12 protein-coding genes are annotated in these 18,510 nt (G+C 57.2%); 9 read left to right on the top strand and 3 right to left on the bottom strand.

All coding sequences use genetic code 11. The annotated features are described in order from the left end of the window. Window positions 1-389 precede the first annotated feature (389 nt). Window positions 390-3,251 (bottom strand): TonB-dependent receptor, encoded by a 2,862-nt coding sequence (locus ACFPM8_RS15030; protein ID WP_378998407.1) that lies wholly within the window; start codon window positions 3,249-3,251, stop codon window positions 390-392. A 507-nt stretch (window positions 3,252-3,758) separates the two neighbouring features. Between ACFPM8_RS15030 and ACFPM8_RS15025 the strand changes: the two genes are divergently transcribed. The 9 genes from ACFPM8_RS15025 to ACFPM8_RS14985 all read left to right on the top strand — a co-directional run bounded on the left by ACFPM8_RS15025 (window position 3,759) and on the right by ACFPM8_RS14985 (window position 17,105). After that, window positions 3,759-5,486, top strand: a complete 1,728-nt coding sequence (locus tag ACFPM8_RS15025; protein WP_378998405.1) for an ABC transporter substrate-binding protein — start codon at window positions 3,759-3,761, stop codon at window positions 5,484-5,486. 113 nt (window positions 5,487-5,599) lie between these two features. After that, window positions 5,600-7,402 (top strand): ABC transporter substrate-binding protein, encoded by a 1,803-nt coding sequence (locus tag ACFPM8_RS15020; RefSeq protein WP_378998403.1) that lies wholly within the window; start codon window positions 5,600-5,602, stop codon window positions 7,400-7,402. 241 nt (window positions 7,403-7,643) lie between these two features. After that, complete coding sequence (locus ACFPM8_RS15015) at window positions 7,644-9,662, top strand: M3 family metallopeptidase (RefSeq protein ID WP_378998401.1); 2,019 nt, start codon at window positions 7,644-7,646, stop codon at window positions 9,660-9,662. Window positions 9,663-9,671: 9 nt separating this feature from the next. Beyond that, window positions 9,672-10,610: an ABC transporter permease gene (locus tag ACFPM8_RS15010; RefSeq protein WP_378998399.1), complete on the top strand. Its 939-nt coding sequence runs from the start codon at window positions 9,672-9,674 to the stop codon at window positions 10,608-10,610. A gap of 9 nt (window positions 10,611-10,619) precedes the next feature. Continuing rightward, window positions 10,620-11,810, top strand: coding sequence for an ABC transporter permease (locus ACFPM8_RS15005; RefSeq protein WP_378998397.1), 1,191 nt, complete (start codon window positions 10,620-10,622; stop codon window positions 11,808-11,810). An 8-nt stretch (window positions 11,811-11,818) separates the two neighbouring features. Further along, on the top strand, window positions 11,819-13,537 hold the full coding sequence (locus ACFPM8_RS15000) for an ABC transporter ATP-binding protein (RefSeq protein WP_378998395.1): 1,719 nt from the start codon (window positions 11,819-11,821) through the stop codon (window positions 13,535-13,537). Window positions 13,538-13,758: 221 nt separating this feature from the next. Further along, window positions 13,759-15,201 carry a TldD/PmbA family protein gene (locus tag ACFPM8_RS14995; RefSeq protein ID WP_378998393.1) on the top strand — a complete coding sequence of 481 codons (1,443 nt, stop codon included), beginning with the start codon at window positions 13,759-13,761 and terminating at the stop codon, window positions 15,199-15,201. Further along, window positions 15,201-16,532 carry a metallopeptidase TldD-related protein gene (locus tag ACFPM8_RS14990; RefSeq protein WP_378998391.1) on the top strand — a complete coding sequence of 444 codons (1,332 nt, stop codon included), beginning with the start codon at window positions 15,201-15,203 and terminating at the stop codon, window positions 16,530-16,532. Before ACFPM8_RS14995 ends, ACFPM8_RS14990 begins: the two co-directional genes overlap by 1 nt. 144 nt (window positions 16,533-16,676) lie before the next feature. Then, the gene (locus tag ACFPM8_RS14985; RefSeq protein WP_378998389.1) at window positions 16,677-17,105 is read left to right on the top strand and encodes a TOBE domain-containing protein; all 429 of its coding nucleotides are present in this window, start codon (window positions 16,677-16,679) and stop codon (window positions 17,103-17,105) included. A gap of 24 nt (window positions 17,106-17,129) precedes the next feature. Here the strand turns inward: ACFPM8_RS14985 and ACFPM8_RS14980 are convergent, their stop codons facing one another. Beyond that, complete coding sequence (locus tag ACFPM8_RS14980; protein WP_378998387.1) at window positions 17,130-17,783, bottom strand: hypothetical protein; 654 nt, start codon at window positions 17,781-17,783, stop codon at window positions 17,130-17,132. 277 nt (window positions 17,784-18,060) lie between these two features. Then, window positions 18,061-18,411, bottom strand: coding sequence for a hypothetical protein (locus ACFPM8_RS14975; protein WP_378998386.1), 351 nt, complete (start codon window positions 18,409-18,411; stop codon window positions 18,061-18,063). Window positions 18,412-18,510 lie beyond the last annotated feature (99 nt).

The following is an 18,510-nucleotide window of genomic DNA, read 5'->3' as shown; positions in this document are numbered from 1 at the left end:
GCATTCACAGTTATTGTGAATTGCATAATTTATTTATAGGTTGCGCCAATAGCGGATTCAATAAGTTGATTCCAATAGCGCGTTACGAAATCTCTGAAATTCACTCTAGGACGTCGTTAAAAACCATAGCGAACGACCCAAGATCGGACGAGAAGCGCCATCCCAAGATTGGGTTGCGCAGTCGGTTTTAGACGTCACCAGAAGCCATGCTGGAAGTCAGCGATGGCGGCGACATCCCTATTTCTTTGCACCAAAAGAGGGATTTACTGTGAGCCCAACCCGCCCCTTAATGGAGCGCACCGGGAGTTGACTATGCCGTATCGCCGGCCGGAAAAACGCAACGCCTCCCCGGCCAGCTCGACTCTTTTGAGAAAATGCTCAAACAGCGCTTAGAACTTATACGAACCAGTCAAATAAAACTGGCGCCCCAACGCGTCGGTGTAACGAGCGTCATAGCCAACCTGATTGCCGCCACCGGCCGTGACGATCGAGAACGGCGGAGTACGATCGAACAGATTCTTGATGCCGGCTGTAATCACCAGGTTCTTTTGGATCTGCGCCCGTGTTTGCCAATCGAAGGTCGTGTAAGAACTGACATTGTGGTTAGGCATGGCCACGTAACCACCGAATGACCCATCCGGATTCACGACACGAACCGTACCGTCGTCCGGTGTGTAGGTCTGGTCGTGATAGCCCGAACGGTAGTTCGCAGCAAGCGTATGCGTGAACATGTCCGACACCTTCAGCGACGCCGCCAGTCGAGAAATAATGCGGAACACTACATTCTGGTCCGCGCCATACTTGCCGAGGCTGCTCTGCACGCCGCTGCCAGGGAACTCCTGCTCGGATTTCAACATGTAGGTACCGGTCCAATTCAAATTCAAGTCGCCAATCGGCGTCTTGCTCTTGAATGTATGGTCCCAGTCTATGCCCTGATATTTCGCGCTCGCCAGATTCACAGGGACCTGCAGGAAGGCCACGGTCGGCGCCCCCGAGATTGGATCGTTGAATAGCGAGAACAGACGCGAGTAAGTGACTGGATCGCTGAACGCAATGTTTTCCTGGATGAAGCTGATCTGGTTCTTGATCTTGACGGTCCAAAGATCAAATCCGAGCGAGAGATTGCGCACTGGCTCGACCCGGAACCCGACCGTACTCTGGGTCGAAGTTTCCGGCTTCAAACCTGCCGTACCACTGAGCGGATTACCCACTTGCAGCACGTCGTACTGGGTCAGGCCCTGACAACCCGCCGCCCTAGGATCAGGCGCAGAAACAGGACAAGGATGCTGTTGCGCGGTATTTCCGGTGAACTGAATCGGCGAAGTGATCTGACCCAAGGTCGGCGCCTTGAACCCGGTCCCGTAAGAGCCGCGCAACAAGAGCGAGTCCACCGGCTGCCAGCGAGCGGAAATCTTATACGTCGCCTTGCTTGCCGAATTCCCCTGGGTTCCCGATGGCAGCGGATTGCCCGAACTGTCGAAATTCGAGTCGTTTTTTGCGGCCTCGTAACTGTCGTAGCGCAACGCACCAGTAACGTCGAGCGTCTTCGTCAGGGGCACCAGCAACTCAGCGAAAGTACCGTAATTCATCCTGCTGGCGCTGAATGGGAGCGAACCTGCAGCACCGCCGATGATGGCGTCGGTAAAGTTCGGCTGCAGCGCATTGGTGCTTTGCTGAATAGCGCTAGGGCTGTCCGAATGGGCTTCCTTGGTCGCCTCCGCGCCAATACCGAGTTGCGCCATGCCGCCGGGCGCCTTGAACAGTTCGTGTGAGCCGTGCAGGTTAATGATGTCGAGCTTGGATTTCGATTGATCGAGGATCTGGTGCAACACTGCCGGCGCCAATGCCGCCACCGAAGATCCTGGCGGCTGAAATGGATCAAAACCACCGCCCGCAACGATATTGTTAAACGCTATTTTGCCGACATATCCGGCTTTCGCTTTGTCGGTAAATTTGTTTTCCGAATGAGTAAAGGACGCGTTGTAGTCCCAATCCATGAAGCGCCCGTCAACACCAAACGCAAGGTGGTAAGCAACAGTCTTATATTCATCGGTACGACCCCCGGCATCAAACAACCGTACGTTCATCAACGCCGAATCGATGTTGGCCGGATCTTCACCAAGCCGCGCCAGATAAGGGGCGATGTATTTGGCATAAAGCGGGCTATTGGTCGCCAGTGACAACGGCTGGGCCGGCGGTGCGTAACGGGGCGTCATCGTGAACTGCGATGCCACCGCTTCCGCGAACAGCGTCGTATCGCTATTGAGCTTGAAATTCGACGAGACAACGAAGCTGTCGCGCTTCGATTCAGGCACCAGCTCAACCGTCGACGAGTAATCGTACTTACAATAGTTGCCGGAACGGAAAGTCATCGGCCCACACGTTCCATTTTTTAAAAAATCAGGCGAAAACTGCGTCGGGTCTGAATTGTCACGATGCTGCAAACTCACGCCAGCCGGAGCCGTATAGCTGCTTAGCTGGTACAGCGTATAATTTTTTCCATCCACGCTGAAGGGCCGCACACCGCTCCGAGCGAAATCCCGCTGGCTCGCATTGAGCGGCTTCTGTTCATCATGGCTGTAGGCCAGCAACACATTGAAGCCGTTTTTGTCCAGATCACCGAAACCCTTGGAGATGCCGAAATTGGCACTCTTGCCACCGGCCTTCTCCGGCGCATTGTAGGTGGCGCTGACCACCAGATCGGTAGAGTTTTTCTTGAGGATGAAGTTGACGACGCCGGCAATGGCATCGGAACCGTAGAGAGCGGAAGCGCCGTCGGTCAGGATTTCGACACGTTCAACGGCAGCGAGAGGAATACTGGCGAGATTGACTGCATAGTCGTTGTTGGCGATGGCGGACTTGGCGATTCGTCGTCCGTTCAGAAGTACCAGCGTGTATCCCGAACCTAGTCCATGTATCGAAGCTGTCTCGACACCAGCGCCGCCGCCGTTGACTGAACTTGCTTGCGGAACAAAACCTTGCATCGCGGGCAGTGCCTGGATCAAGTCGGCGACGTTGTTGGCGCCGGTCTTGGCAATATCTTCCTTGGTCAGCGTTTGAACCGGTAATGCACCTTCTTTTGTGATTCGCTTGATTGACGAGCCTGTAATTTCGACTCTTTGCAATTTTGGTAAATCATCTGTTTTTGTCTCCTGCGCCTGCACCGAATGCGCCAGCAGGCCTATCCCAACCGCTACGCCGCTTGAAAACATCAACCGCAGCGAACGCGCCAACACCAATTCCTTCGTCATAACCAAACTCCCTATGGGTAAAAGTTAGAGCTGAAATCTAAGGCTTTGTAAGATTCAAATTATTTTATTAATCGCCTTCTGAGCGACGCTTCAGAATTCCCTTATAAAAAAATGAATGGAAAGCAGATATTCTTCTGCAGGTACAAACAATGTAAAAAAACGGGATTTTTATTGATCCCCAATTTGTGATTGGCAATCAATAATTTCCCGCCGGCAGCCACAAGCAAAAAATATGCCATATGATGCAATGTAGCTAAAATAGTGTATCCTAAAAAAATAAAACCAATCTTTATTTTGAACAACAACGATAATACTGTTGCTTATATGGTCCAGATACCAAATACACAAACCCCTCTGCATCGACAAAATTAGGTTATTTTCGATCAAGATAATCAATTTTAACGACAGATAGATAAAAATTACCTGCCCACAAGGCATGAAAAAAGGTGGCTAAATATGTGGAACTTAACTCGATTTAAACGATCGTGCATCGCACCAATATTGCTCATGAGCTGTATCGCGGGCGCAACAAATCCAGCAGATCCGTCCAAAGTGGTGCATGAGGCATTTGAAGCCACGGATGACGGTTTCGATATGGTGAAGACATTCAATTACTATTCTGGATATGTCTGCGATGCGATTTTTGAAACGCTGCTGACCTACGATTACCTGGCGCGTCCGGCCAAACTGATCCCCAACACCGTCGAAGCGATGCCGGAAGTCAGCGATGGCGGCAAGACTTATGTGTTCCATCTCAAAAAGGGGATTTACTTTGCGCCCGACCCCGCCTTCAAGGGTGTGCGCCGCGAGCTGACCGCGCAGGATTACGTGTACACCTTCAAGCGCTTTCTCGACCCGCAAAACCGTTCTCCGAACGCCAATATCCTGGAGGGAAAGATCGTTGGCCTGGATGATCTGGCCAAGCAAGCCAAAAAGACCGGGCATTTCGACTACGACGCGCCGGTCGCCGGCTTGCAAACGCCGGACCGCTACACCTTGCGGATTACGCTGAATGCCCCTGAATACAATTTTCTGTACCTGATGGCGTTCACCGCTTTTGGCGGCATGGCGCGCGAGGCGGTCGAGGCTTACGGTCAGCAAAGCGGCCAGCATCCGGTCGGCACCGGCGCTTACATGATGAAGGAATACGTCCCGCGCAGCAAAATTGTGCTGGTCGCCAATCCTGAATACCGCGGCTACACCTGGGACTTCAAGGCATCCGACGATGCCTGGGACAAGCAGTTGGTGCACGACATGAAAGGCAAGAAAATGCCGCAGGTCGGTCGGGTCGAAATCAGCTTCATCGAAGAAGAGCAGTCGCGTTGGCTGGCTTTTCAGGATGGCCAGCTCGACTATGACAAGATGCCCCAGGTGGCGGCCAGCAGCGCACTGGACGGCACCAAACTGAAGCCTGAAATGGCCAAGCAAGGCATCACCCTGTTCCCGCAGATCGAAGCGGAAGTGACCTATACCTACCTGAACTATAAAGACCCGGTTATTGGCGGCGACAGCCTGGAAAAAAACGCGCTGCGCCGCGCCATCGTGATGGCCTATAACAACAAGGATGAAATTTCCCAAATGCGCATGGGTCAGGGGATCAAAGCGGAAATGATCATTCCCGCCGGCGTCGAAGGTCACGACCCAAAATACCGCAACAGCACCACTTATGACCCGGACTTGGCCAACAAGCTACTCGATCGTTTCGGCTATAAACGCGGCGTGGACGGCTATCGCACGCTGCCGGACGGCAAACCTTTGACGATCAAGATCACCACCCAGGCGGGCGCGGTTTACGTGATCTCATCTGAAATATGGAAGCGCGGTCTGGACAAGATAGGCATACGTGCGGAATTCCCGGTCAGCAATTTCGCCGACAACCTGAAGGCCGCAACCGAATGCAAGCTGATGATGTGGGGCAGCGCCTGGCATGCTGATTTCCCCGAAGGCGAGAATTTCATGCAGCTGTTGTATGGCCCCAATGTCGGCCGCGGCAATAACGGCTGCTACGCATCGCCTGCATTCGACGCGCTGTACAACAAGGCCATAGCGCTGCCGCCAGGCCCGGAACGCAATCAGCTGTATGTCCAGATGAATCGCCAAGTGGAAGCTGATACGGCCTGGGCGCTGCATACAACGCGCGTTCGCAGCTGGCTGGTTCGGCCATGGGTCAAGGGCTTCAAGAAGCACCCTATCCTGCATTCCGACTGGCTATACATTGATACGGAAAAGCATTAATTCAACATCAATTCGACGCTGTTTCGGTACTATCTCGACTTTAATCCGGCATGATGCAACATCGTGCCGATACCCCCCATTTCAATAGCACCATATAAAAGGAGACAAATGGTATGAACTCGCTTTGGTTACGCGGGATTCTGGTTGCTTGTTTAGCGTGCCTGTTACCGATGCAAGCATCGGCGGCGGCCCCCGCCAATTCATCAGCCGACCCGGATAAAGTACTGCGCTATATATTTATTGCAGCCGAAACCGGATTCGATCCGGCCATCACACGCGATCTGTATTCCGCGCACATCGTGCAGTCGATTTTCGAAACGCTGTACACCTACGACTATCTGGCCCGGCCGGCCAAATTGATCCCGCTGACGGCAGAAGCCCTGCCGGAAGTCTCCGAGGACGGCAAGACCTATACCATCCGCCTCAAAAAAGGGATCTATTTCCAGAGCGATCCGGCCTTCAACGGCAAGAAGCGCGAACTGACGATGGCCGATTATGTATATACCTATAAGCGGCTGTTCGATCCGAAACTCAGCTCGCCGCATACCTGGCTGCTGGAAGGCAAAGTGGTCGGCCTCGACGAGATGGCGGAACAAGCCCGCAAAAACAATCACTTCGATCCCGACGCCAAGGTCGCCGGCTTCGAGCTGCTGGACCGCTACACCTTGCGCATCCATTTGAAGCAACCCGACTTCAACCTCGGCATGATCCTGGCGCATGAGCCGACTAGCGCCGTCGCGCGCGAAGTGGTCGAGAAATATCGCGACGCCCAAGGCCAAGTGATGTCGAACCCAGTCGGCACCGGCCCTTACGTCTTGAGCGAATGGGTGCGCGGCTCGCGCATGGTATTGACCGCCAATCCCGATTTTCGCGGTTCGACCTGGGATTTCCAGGCCGGCAGCGATCCTGAAGACCAGGCCATCGTCGCCAAGCTGAAAGGCAAGCGCATGCCGCAAATCGGCCGCATCGAAATCAGCGTGATGGTGGAAGATCAATCGCGCTGGCTGGCGTTCCAGAATGACGAAATCGACATATTCCAGCTGGAAGGCCCGCTCGCCCCGCAAGCGCTGTCCGGCGGCAAATTGAAACCGGCGCTGGTCAAGAAAGGCATCCAGCTTTCGCGCATCGTCGATCCTGAAATCAGCTACTACTACTGGAATATGAAGGACCCGGTACTGGGCGGTCTGAGCAAGGAAAAGATCGCCTTGCGGCGCGCGATTGCAATGGCGCACAACGTCCGCGAAGAAATCAAGATCGTCTGGAACGATGAAGCGGTACCGCTCGAATACCCGATCCCGCCGGGCATCGTCGGCCACGACCCCGACTACAAAAGCAGCATCCAGTACGAACCGGACGCCGCCAATGCGCTGCTCGACAAGTTCGGCTACAAAATCGGCAGCGATGGCTATCGCACCCTGCCGGACGGCAAGCCGCTGCAGGTGCGCTACTCGGCCCGCTCGGATTCGAATGGACAGCAACAATCCGAAATGTGGAAGAAAACCTACGACAGCATCCACATCAAGATGGTCGGCGATTTGAAACCGTTCCCGGATCTGTTGAAGGCAGAAAAAGAGTGCCAGCTGCAATCGCGTACCGCGCCGTGGATTGCCGACTATCCCGATGGCGACAACTTCATGCAATTGTTCTACGGCCCCAATACCGGCCAGAACAATAACGGCTGCACCAAGATCCCCGAATACGACAAGCTGTATGCCGAAACGCAGAAACTGCCGGCCGGCCCGGAGCGCGATCTGCTGTACCACAAGATGACGCGCATCCTGGAAGTGTATTCACCCAGCCGCGTAGGTTATGCCCGCTATCGCAACATGCTGGCGCAGCCGCGCGTGATCGGTTTCAAGAAACACCCGATCCTGCATTGCGAGTGGATGTATTTCGATATTGAAAAGGGCAAGTAAAGTCGGTTGGGGCAGAGTAATTCGTCGCGCTTCGGCGCTACTAAAACATCAGCTCCCTTAATTCTTTTCTTTGCAATTTATGCGTTATATCTAGTTAGTTGGGGACAGAGTAATTCGTCGCGCTTCGGCGACTCTTAAACTCTGTCCCGCAATTAGTTGGCTTGTTGAAGACAGAGTAATGCGCCACGCTACGGCGGCTTTTAAACTCTGTCCCACAAATAATTTTAATTAAAGGAGATGTATGAAACCATCATCATTATTCTTGCCGGTCACCGCAGCGTTACTAACGCTCACACTGAACCAGGCAACAGCCGCACAAGACAAGCAACGCCCGTTGATCCCGTTGTTGAAAGCGGAAGAAGTCACCTCCCTCTGTGACAGCACGCTGAAGACCTTGCGCAAGCGCGTCGCCGCGATCGAGAAATTGCCGGCAGCGCATGCCAAGGACACCAAGAAAGTATTAGCCGACTGGAACAAGCTGCAAATCACCCTGGAAGATTTGCAAGGCCCGGTGGACATCCTCAACAACGTCTCGCCCGACGCCAAAGTGCGCAGCACGACCGAAGCCTGCCTGATCGAAACCAACAAATTCTCGACCGATGTGCTGCAAAGCGAAAAGCTGTACGCCCGCTTCAAAGCCATCCAGCCGACCGATCCGGTCGAGCAAAAACTGCGTCAGGACATCCTCTACAGTTTCGACGACACCGGGGTCTCCTTGCCGGCGGAAAAACGGGCGCGGATGAAAGCCATCCTCGACAAGCTCGGCGAACTGAGCCAGGAATTCGCGCGCAACATCCGCGACAACAATGAGAAGCTGACCTTTACCCCAGCCGAACTGCAGGGCTTGCCGGCAGCCTATCTGGCACGCGCCAAGCGCGACGACAAGGGCAACTACCTGCTCGGCTTCGAATACCCGGATTTCAAGCCGTTCATGGAATCGGCCGACAACAGCGACGCCCGCCGCCGCTATCAAATCGCGTTTGCCAATCACGGCACGCCTAAGAACCTGGAAGTGCTGAAGCAAGCGATGGATCTGCGCCACGAAATGGCCGGCCTGTTCGACCTGCCGAGCTACGCCGACCTGATGATCCGCCGCCGCATGGCGAAGACCCCGCACACCGTCGACGCCTTCCTGGATGAAGTGCAAGGCGCGGTGACCCAACTCGAAATCAAGGAAATCGAAGAGCTGCGCGCATTCAAGGCGGAAGCGCTGAAGACGCCGCTGGCCGACACCAAGATGGAACGCTGGGATGTCGATTACTGGCAACAAAAACTGAAGCAATCGCGTTACAACGTCGATCAGGAAGCGCTGCGCAAATACTTCCCTACCGAGGCCGCCGTGCCTTGGATCATGCATGTGTCGAGCACCTTGTACGGTGTCGATTTCAAACGGGTCGAGGTGCCGGTCTGGAACCCCGAAGTCCAGTATTACGACGTCATCGACAGCAAGAGCAAGGCCCGCATCGCCGGCATCTATCTCGACCTGTTCCCACGCGAAGGCAAGTACGGCCACGCCGCCGCCTGGGGCACTCGCGGCGTCAGCACGCTGGCCAAGCGCACGCCGATTTCGACCCTGGTCACCAACTTCGACCGCAACGGCTTGAACAGCGATGAACTGGAAACGATGGTGCATGAATTCGGCCACGTGCTGCATGGCGTGCTGTCGCAAACCAAATATCTGACGCAAGCCGGCACCAACGTCGAGCTGGATTTTGTCGAAGCCCCTTCGCAAATGTACGAAGAGTGGGCGCGCCGCAAGGAATCGCTGGTGCTGCTGGCAAGCTTTTGCAAGACCGCCTGCCCGACCATCGACGACGCCCTGCTGCAACGTCTGACCGCCGCTCACAACTACGGCCGCGGCATCCGCTACGCACGCCAATTGCTGTACGCGCGCTACGACATGGCGATTCACAATGAAAAAGGCGCGCAGGAACAACCGCTGGACGTCTGGCAAAAAATGGAAGGCGCGACGCCGCTGGGCTATGTGCCAAACACCGAATTCCCAGGCCAGTTCGGCCATCTGATGGGCGGCTACGGCGCCGGTTACTACGGCTACATGTGGTCGGAAGTGCTGGCGCTCGACATGCTGTCGCGTTACGACGACAAGCTGATGAATCCGGAAGTCGGACAGTTGTACCGCCAGACCATCCTGTCGCGCGGCGGCGAACGTCCGGCCGACCAGATGGTCCACACCTTCCTCGGACGCGAACCGAACAGCAAGGCCTTCTTTGCTGAAATTTCCGGCCAGCGCCTGCGATAAGGAGCCGACATGACCGCTTATATCCTGCGCCGCTTATGGCAGATGGCCCCGACCATGCTCGGGGTCATCGTCCTGGTATTTTTCCTGTTCAACTGGGTCGGTGGCGACCCGGCCTATATCCTGGCCGGGAAAATGTCGAACCCGCAACAGATCGCCAATATCCGTACCCAACTCGGCATCGATCAGCCGTACACCGTCCAGCTCTGGATTTTCATCAAGCAAATCGTCACCTTCGACTTCGGCACCAGCTGGAGTACCGGCGAAACCGTGGCCAACGTCATCATGACGCGCCTCGGCCCTTCGATGACGGTGCTGATTCCGCTCACCATCCTGGAAACCCTGATTGCCGTGGCGCTGGCGCTGGTGGTGGCTTTTGTCCGCGGCTCATTGACCGACCGCGCGGTGATGGTCGGCTGCACCGTCGGCATGTCGATCAGCATCCTGGTGTACATCATCCTGTTCCAATACTGGTTCGCCTACAAACTCAGCATCTTCCCGGTGCAAGGATGGGGTAACAGCGTGTGGGAAAACCTGTTCCATTATTCTGCCCTGCCGATCCTGATCGGACTGGCGGTCAGCATCGCCCCCAGCCTGCGTCTGTACCGCACCTTCGTGCTGGACGAAGTCAACCAGGATTACGTCCGTACCGCGCGCGCCAAGGGCGTCAGCGAGCGCCGCATCCTGTGGGTCCACGTATTGCGCAACGCCGCGATCCCCATCATCACCAACGTCATGTCCAACCTGCCGGCATTGTTGATCGGCGCCTTCCTGATCGAGCGCTTCTTCTCGATCCCGGGCATCGGCCGCGAAGTCATCCTGGCGGTGGAACGCAGCGATTTCCCGGTGATCAAGGCGATCACGATTTATGTCGCCGCCGCCACCATGTTATTCAATCTGTTGACCGACCTGATGTATCAAGCGGTCGATCCACGCGTTCAGCTGAAGTAAGGGGCCGCCATGACACAAATAGTAAATACTGCCCCATCAGCGGCAACTCCAACCCCGCCGGCCAACCCGGCGCCGCATGCCGCGGCACCGGCGTCCGGCCACTCGCCCGGTCTGTGGGCGCTGGCCTGGCGCCGCCTGCGCGCCGATCGCACCGCCATGTTCGCGCTGCTGGTCGTGGCCTTGTATCTGGCGATGCTGGTACTGTCGGCCACCGGCTTGATCGCCAAGGACTGGTCCAAGGAAATCGGCGTCAACTATGCGCCGCCGACCTTTGTCGGCGCCCAAAGCGACGCCGAGCGCGGCTTTGCCGACAACGACGCAGTGACCGACGCAGCGCCGCCGGAAAATCCGGTCGACCCGCTGGGCCCGGTCCTGCGCGAACTGCGCAAGAGCGGCACGGCCGCCCCTGCGCAACCGGTGATCGCGAACGACTACGGCATTGCCGATCCACTGCAAAAGGAAATGGCCGAGATTCGCGCCAAGCTGGCGCAAGAAGGCTCGAAAGCCACCTTGGTGCGTCAAGCGACGCTGCCGTTCGGCGCCGACAAATGGGGCCATGACATCATCCAGAAAACCATCAAGGGCGCGGAAACCTCGATCATCGTCGGTCTGGTAGCCGCGCTGCTGGCAGTGGTGCTGGGCACCATCTTCGGCGCGGTGTCCGGCTATTTCGGCGGCTGGGTGGATGACGTGTTCAACTGGTTCTACAGCATCTTCACCTCTATCCCCTACCTGCTGCTGATCCTGGCCGTCGCCGCCGTGCTCCAGCAAAAAGGGGTCACCGCGATCGTGCTGATCCTGGGCCTGACCGGCTGGACCGGCACCTATCGCCTGATCCGCGCCGAGTACATGAAGCACAAGTCGCGCGAATACGTGATGGCGGCCGACGCCATCGGCGCTACCCACTGGAGCAAAATGTTCACGCACATTTTCCCTAACGTCAGCCACGTGGCGCTGGTGCAGCTGTCGATCCTGGTGGTCAGCTTCATCAAGTCGGAAGTGATCCTGAGCTTCCTCGGCTTCGGCGTGCCGGTCGGTGTGGTGTCCTGGGGCAGCATGCTGAACGAAGCGCAGAACGAACTGATTCTCGGCAAATGGTGGCAGCTGACTGCCGCAAGTATCGCCATGGCAATCCTGGTGACGGCGTTCTCGCTGTTCACCGATGCCCTGCGCGACGCCCTTGATCCGAAGTTGAAATAGGAGACATCATGCATCCACATCCTCAAAAAATAGAAGCGCCGTTGTTGCAAGTCCGCGATTTGCGCGTCAGCTTCCGGACCGACAAAAAACACACGGTCGAATGCGTCAAGGGCGTGTCCTTCACCATCCCGCACGATGCAACAGTCGCGCTGGTCGGCGAATCCGGCAGCGGCAAATCGGTCAGCTCGCTGGCCGTGATGGGCCTACTGCCGCCGGACAACGCCAGCATTGCCGCCACCAGCAGCATCGAGTTCGAAGGCCGCAACCTGCTGGCGATGCCGCTGGCCGAACGGCGTCAAATGTGCGGCAAGGAAATCTCGATGATTTTCCAGGAGCCGATGACCTCGCTCAATCCGGTGTTCACGGTCGGCTTCCAGATCGGCGAAGTCTTGCGCCAGCACATGGGCATGAACGCCAAGCAAGCCCGGGCCCGCACCATCGCCCTGCTGGAAGAAGTCGGGATTCCCTCCCCCGCCACCAAGATCGACGCTTATCCAAGCCAGATGTCGGGCGGCCAGCAACAGCGCGTGATGATCGCCATGGCGATCGCCTGCGAACCCAAGCTGCTGATCGCCGACGAGCCGACCACCGCGCTCGACGTCACGATCCAGAAGCAAATCATCGACCTGATCGAAGCGCTGCGCAAACGGCGCAAGATGTCGGTCCTGTTCATTACCCACGACCTGGCCCTGGTCGGTGAAATCGCCGATCAAGTGATCGTGATGCGCAATGGCGAAGTGCGCGAAAAAGGCGATGTGCGGCAGATTTTCGAAGCGCCGCAAGACCCGTACACCAAGGCCCTGCTGCGCTGCCGGCCGTCGCTCGACACCCGCCCATGGCGTTTACCGGTCATCAGCGACTACATGAATGGCCATGCCGACGGCCACCAGCCGGTCCAGAAAGAACGCAGCCGCGGCTGCAGCGGCAAGGAAGACATCCTGCTCGACGTGCGCAACCTGGGCAAGAGCTTCTATACCCGCGAAGGCCTGTTCGGCCGCAAGGAATTCCAGGCCGTCAAGGACGTGTCGTTCACCCTGCCGCGCGGTAAAACGCTGGGCGTGGTCGGCGAATCCGGCTCCGGCAAGACCACGGTCGGCCTGACCCTGATGCGGCTGCATCAAGCCACCTCGGGCCAAGCGCTGTTCGAAGGCAAAGACATCATCGGCATGTCGAACCACGAGTTCATGGCCTACAAGCGCCGGATTCAGATTATTTTCCAGAATCCGTACGCCTCGCTCAACCCGCGCTTCACCATCGGCCAGATCCTGCTGGAACCGATGCGGATCCACAAGATCGGCAGCGACGACAACGAACGCACCGAAATGGCGATGCAGCTGCTGCAAAAAGTCGGCCTGCCGACCGCCGCCTACCACCGCTATCCGCACGAATTCTCGGGCGGACAGCGGCAACGGATCGCGATCGCCCGCTGCCTGACCTTGCGCCCCGAAGTCCTGGTCTGCGACGAGTCGGTATCGGCGCTCGACGTCTCGGTCCAGGCGCAAGTGCTGAACCTGCTGCAAGACTTGCAGGAAGAATTCGGCATGAGCTACATCTTCATCTCGCACGATCTGTCGGTAGTCAAATACCTGGCCGATCAAGTGATGGTGATGCATCAAGGCAAAGTGGTGGAACTGGCGAACTCGGATGACCTGTATCACAATCCGCAGCACGCCTACACGCGTCAGTTGTTGAGCGCAATTCCACGCGGCTTGCAAAACGCCGCGTAAGGACCGTAACACCGTAGGTCGGAAAAGCGCAGCGTCTTCCGACGGCGTGAATCGCATCAGCCGGTCAAGCCCTTGGTCTTTTTTAGCGGCCGGTGGCACGTCGGAAGGCGCTACGCTTTTCCGACCTACGTTTTCGGTGTTTTATTAATTAAGTTGATCGCATTACCAATAGGCGTCCCGCAAGCGGTCGCCTATTTTTACTTTCACTCATGAGGTGAACCATGCTCGACACCATCCGCGCCCGTTTCAAGCGCCTCGCTCCCGCCGTCGATTTCTGTTCCCTGCGCCTGGTTGATGAAACCAGCGAGCAAATCATGGTCCGACAAAACGTATTGCAGCCGTTCGCCACCCGCTCCGATCTCGGCGTCATGCTGACCGTCATCCATCGCGGCGGTTACGGCTATGCCGCCACCAGCGACCTCAGCGAGAGCGGCCTCAAGCAAGCGTTGCAGCGCGCCGTCGCATGGGCCGCCGCCAGCGCCGGCCGCTCGGTGGTGGATTATTCCAGCATAGCCTTGCCGCGCCCCGCCGGCAGCTACGCCAGCCCATCGGTCGGCGACCGACCCGACTGGTCGCGCAAGGAACTGATTGACTTGCTGATGCGTGAATCGAACGCCTGCAAGATCGACGGCCGGATTGTCGACTGGTATGCAGCACTCGGCACCACCAGCACCACACAGCTGTACCTGAGCGCCGACGGCGCCGACGTGCTGCAACAGTTTCACTACGTGATACCGAACCTGGCGGTCACCGCCAATCAAGGCGCCGACACTCAAACCCGCAGCCTGGGCGGTCAATACAACGGCTACTGCCGTCAAGGCGGGATGGAAGTGCTGGCCGCGGCCGGCTTCGACGGTTCTGGTCAACGGGTCGCCGAACAGGCGCTGGAATTGCTGGCGGCGCCGAACTGCCCGACCGGCATCATGGACCTGCTGCTGATGCCGGAACAAATGATGCTGCAAATTCACGAGTCGATCGGCCATCCGGTCGAGCTCGACCGCATCCTCGGCGACGAACGCAATTTCGCCGGCACCAGCTTCGTCACGCTGGATATGTTCGGCCATTTCCAGTACGGCTCCGAACTGCTCAACGTCACCTACGACCCGACTCGCGCCGAGCAGTTCGCCAGCTATCAATGGGACGACGACGGCAGCCCGGCCGAGCGCAGCTACATCATCCGCAACGGCATCCTGGAACGGCCATTGGGCGGCGCCATCTCGCAAGCCCGCGCCGGCATCCGGGGGGTCGCCAACTCGCGCGCCTGCAGCTGGAACCGGCCGCCGATCGACCGCATGGCCAACCTGAATATCGAACCCGGCAACAGCTCGCTGGACGACCTGGTCAAGTCGGTCGAGCGCGGCGTGCTGATGGACACCAACGTCTCCTGGTCGATCGACGACTCGCGCAATAAATTCCAGTTCGGCTGCGAATCGGCCCGTCTGATCGAAGACGGCGAGCTCAAAGGCGTACTCAAGAATCCCAACTACCGCGGCATCTCCGACAGCTTCTGGCGCTCGCTGAAAGGAGTCGGCGATCAATCGACCTTCAGCGTGATGGGCACCCCGTTCTGCGGCAAGGGCGAACCGTCCCAAGTGATCCGGGTCGGCCACGCATCACCGGCCTGCCTGTTCGGCAATATCGAGGTGTTCGGAGGACAAGCCTGATGAACAATACACAGCAATATTTCTACGAGCTGGCAGCGTTTCTGAACACCCGCTTGCAAGGCAACGAGCAGTTCACCTGCTGGTTCTCGGCCGAAGCGTCCGACTTCGTGCGCTTCAATCGCAGCGTCATCCGGCAACCCGGCCACGTGCATCAAATGACGCTCTCGCTCAGGTTGATCGACGGCCTGCGGCATGCCGAAACGACGCTGTCGCTGGCCGGACATTTGACGCAAGACAGCGCGCTGTGCGCCACCCAGTTGAGCGGCTTGCGCAGCCTGTTGGGCGATCTGCCGGAAGACCCTTACCTGCTGATTTCGCAAGAGGTGCAGTCGACCGAACACATCGTCCCCTCGCAACTGCCCGACAGCGCCAGCATCGTCGATCAGATCCTGAGCGCCGGCCGGGACTGCGACCTGGTCGGCATCTTGGCCGCCGGGCCGGTGTATCGCGGCTTTGCCAATTCCTTCGGCCAGCGCAACTGGCATCAAAGCGCCAACTTCAATCTGGACTGGAGCCTTTACCAAAACCGCGACAAGGCCGTCAAAACCTCGTATGCCGGCTTGCAATGGGATGCCGCCGCGTTCGCAGACAAATTCCGCAACGCCACCGAACAACTGGCACTGCTGGAACGCACTCCGATCACGGTCAAGCCTGGCCCATACCGGGCTTACCTGACGCCGACCGCCTTGAACGAAATAATCGGCATGCTGAATTGGGACGGCCTGTCCGAGAAAGCATTGCGCACCAAGCAAAGTTCGCTGCGCCGGATGCGCGACGAACAACTGCCATTGCACGCCGCAGTCAACTTGAGCGAAGACACCGCCAACGGCATCGCGCCGGGCTTTCAAAGCGACGGCTTCATCAAGCCGGACCAGGTCAAATTAATCGAGCACGGCCAACTGGTCGGCAGCATGATTTCGCCGCGCACCGCGCTGGAATACGGCATCCAGACCAACGGCGCCGACGGTCGCGAATCAACCGCGGCGTTGGCCCTGGCGGCCGGCGATTTGCCGATGGCGCGCGCGCTGGCGGAGCTGGACACCGGCATTTACATCAGCAACCTGTGGTATTTGAACTTCTCCGACCGCGCCAATTGCCGCATGACCGGCATGACCCGTTTCGCCAGCTTCTGGGTCGAGAACGGCGAGATCCAGGCACCGCTCAACGTGATGCGTTTCGACGACTCGCTGTTCCGCCTGCTCGGCGACAAACTGCTCGGCTTGACCCAGGAACGCGAACTGCTGATCGACAGCGAGTCCTACGGTGAACGGCGCGCCGGCAGCACGCTGTTGCCGGGGGCGTTGGTGAAGGATTTCAGCTTTGTGCTTTGATCGATCGTAGCTTGGGCTGGAAAGCCCAACGTTTCTTTCATCTTTCTTTAATCGCTATCAAACGTTGGGCTTTCCAGCCCAACCTACGACTGTGCAGCAAATTTTCAGTATTTTCACGCAACCACACACTCTTGGAGATTCAACATGAAAACCAGCGCTCGCAACCAATTCTCCGGCAAGGTCAGTCAGATCAAGGCCGGCGCCGTCAACGATGAGATCGAAATTGGACTGCCCGGCGGCGACAAGCTGGTCGCCATCATTACCCACGAGAGCACTACCAATCTCGGCCTGCAAGTGGGCGGCGCTGCGATCGCCTTGATCAAGGCGCCGTGGGTGATTGTCGCGACCGGCGACACCGGCATCCGGCTGTCGGCACGCAATCAGCTGGCCGGCACGGTGAGCAAACTGACGCTAGGCGCAGTCAACGCCGAAGTGACGATCCAGCTAGCCGGCGGCAACGCTGTCTGCGCCATCATTACCCTCGACAGCGCGACCGAACTCGGACTGGCGGAAGGCAAGCCGGCTACCGCGATTTTCAAGGCATCGCACGTGATTGTCGGCGTACCGGCTTAACAATTTCAAGGGCCGGCTGTTGGGTCAAGCAGCCGGCTTGCAGCGATTTGTTTTCTGCCCCCTTGGCGGCAATGACAATTGCCGATTGTCCGGGAGCATTTCAGCGCCTTTCGCGAAGCGATAACACGCCAGGCGATAAAACGTCGCTTTATCTTTTTTGAATTTCAATTTCTTAAAAACAGACTGCATCCTTCTTGCATATTTTGTGCAATAGCCGATAACTTCGGTGCCATCCGGAACCGTTTCCATGAACATCCGGATCATCTGAGTGCCGTGTTGTTGATCGCGATACGCATGCGCGATCGAGCACATTGAAATTGTCTTCTGGGGCAGTCCTGCCTTCGATTGATCGCTGATAATTTGAATGAAACCGATAGCTTCCTGGTTCAGCTCAAATATGAATAATTGACTGTCGCTGGTTTTCGGTTTGATGAAATGCGGCAGCGACAGCACATCCGACAGCAACAGACGAAGGATATAAACATAGCCTGTGGCGGACAGCATACGGTCGCTGAATGAGCCCTCTCTGCTGCCTTCGTAGACCAGATTGAAAACAAAAGGAAGGTCGAGCAAATTGGCTCTTCGAAACGCGTAATCCCGGTCGCGGACAACAGTGGAAGCTGTAATAAATTTGCCAGATAGGAAATCAGGTCCAAGCGCCAATCTACTCTTATTCACACGTACTCGCCTTCATCTTTCGAATTGCCAGGACGGTAGTAAAACGTATCGAGAATATCGGCGTCAACGGCCGAAATGAAACAGTTTTTTAACATACGCATTTACACAATCGTGGACAAATTCGGGGCGGATGAGCACCAATTCATCCCGCTCGCCGTTCGACATTCGCGTAGGGCGGATGAGCGTAGCGTTATCCGCCGCCTGATGTACCACAGGTGCTTGACGCATTCAAAACGGCGGATAACGCTGCGCTCATCCGCCCTACCGACGGTGGCAGTCAGCGGTTGGTTGGACGCTGCCTGGCTATCAAGTCGTTCAGGTAATTAACGCTGGTCTCGGATTTGCCCAATACCGCCTCGGTCGAGCCCATCATCCAGCGCAGCAGCAGGTCGACATCGCAAGCGTTCAACGGCGGCGGACAGTCGGGGTCGCCGTGCTCTTGCGCCAGATGGTTGGCATGCAGCATAGCCAGCCCCTTGTAAATACCCTGGCACATGTCCAGCGTGAACGCGATGCATTGCGCCGCTTGATCGGTGCGCAAGTCTTTGTCCAACCACGAGAATGGCTGATGCTCTGGGATATCTGAGATGGGTGGGGATGGGCGAGGCTTCTTCTTACTACTAGTCATGTCGGTCTCCTAGCGGTTGATGAATCCGCGCCCCGCTGTCTAGCGTGGGTGGGCGGCGAAGGCAGGGTTCGCAGACCGGACAAAAGATTTAAACGACCC

The organism is Paraherbaspirillum soli (genome assembly GCF_042654985.1).
GTDB classification, from domain to species: Bacteria; Pseudomonadota; Gammaproteobacteria; order Burkholderiales; family Burkholderiaceae_D; genus Paraherbaspirillum; species Paraherbaspirillum soli.
Note: the sequence above shows the minus strand (reverse complement) of the source record. Positions and strands in the feature narration are given on the sequence as shown.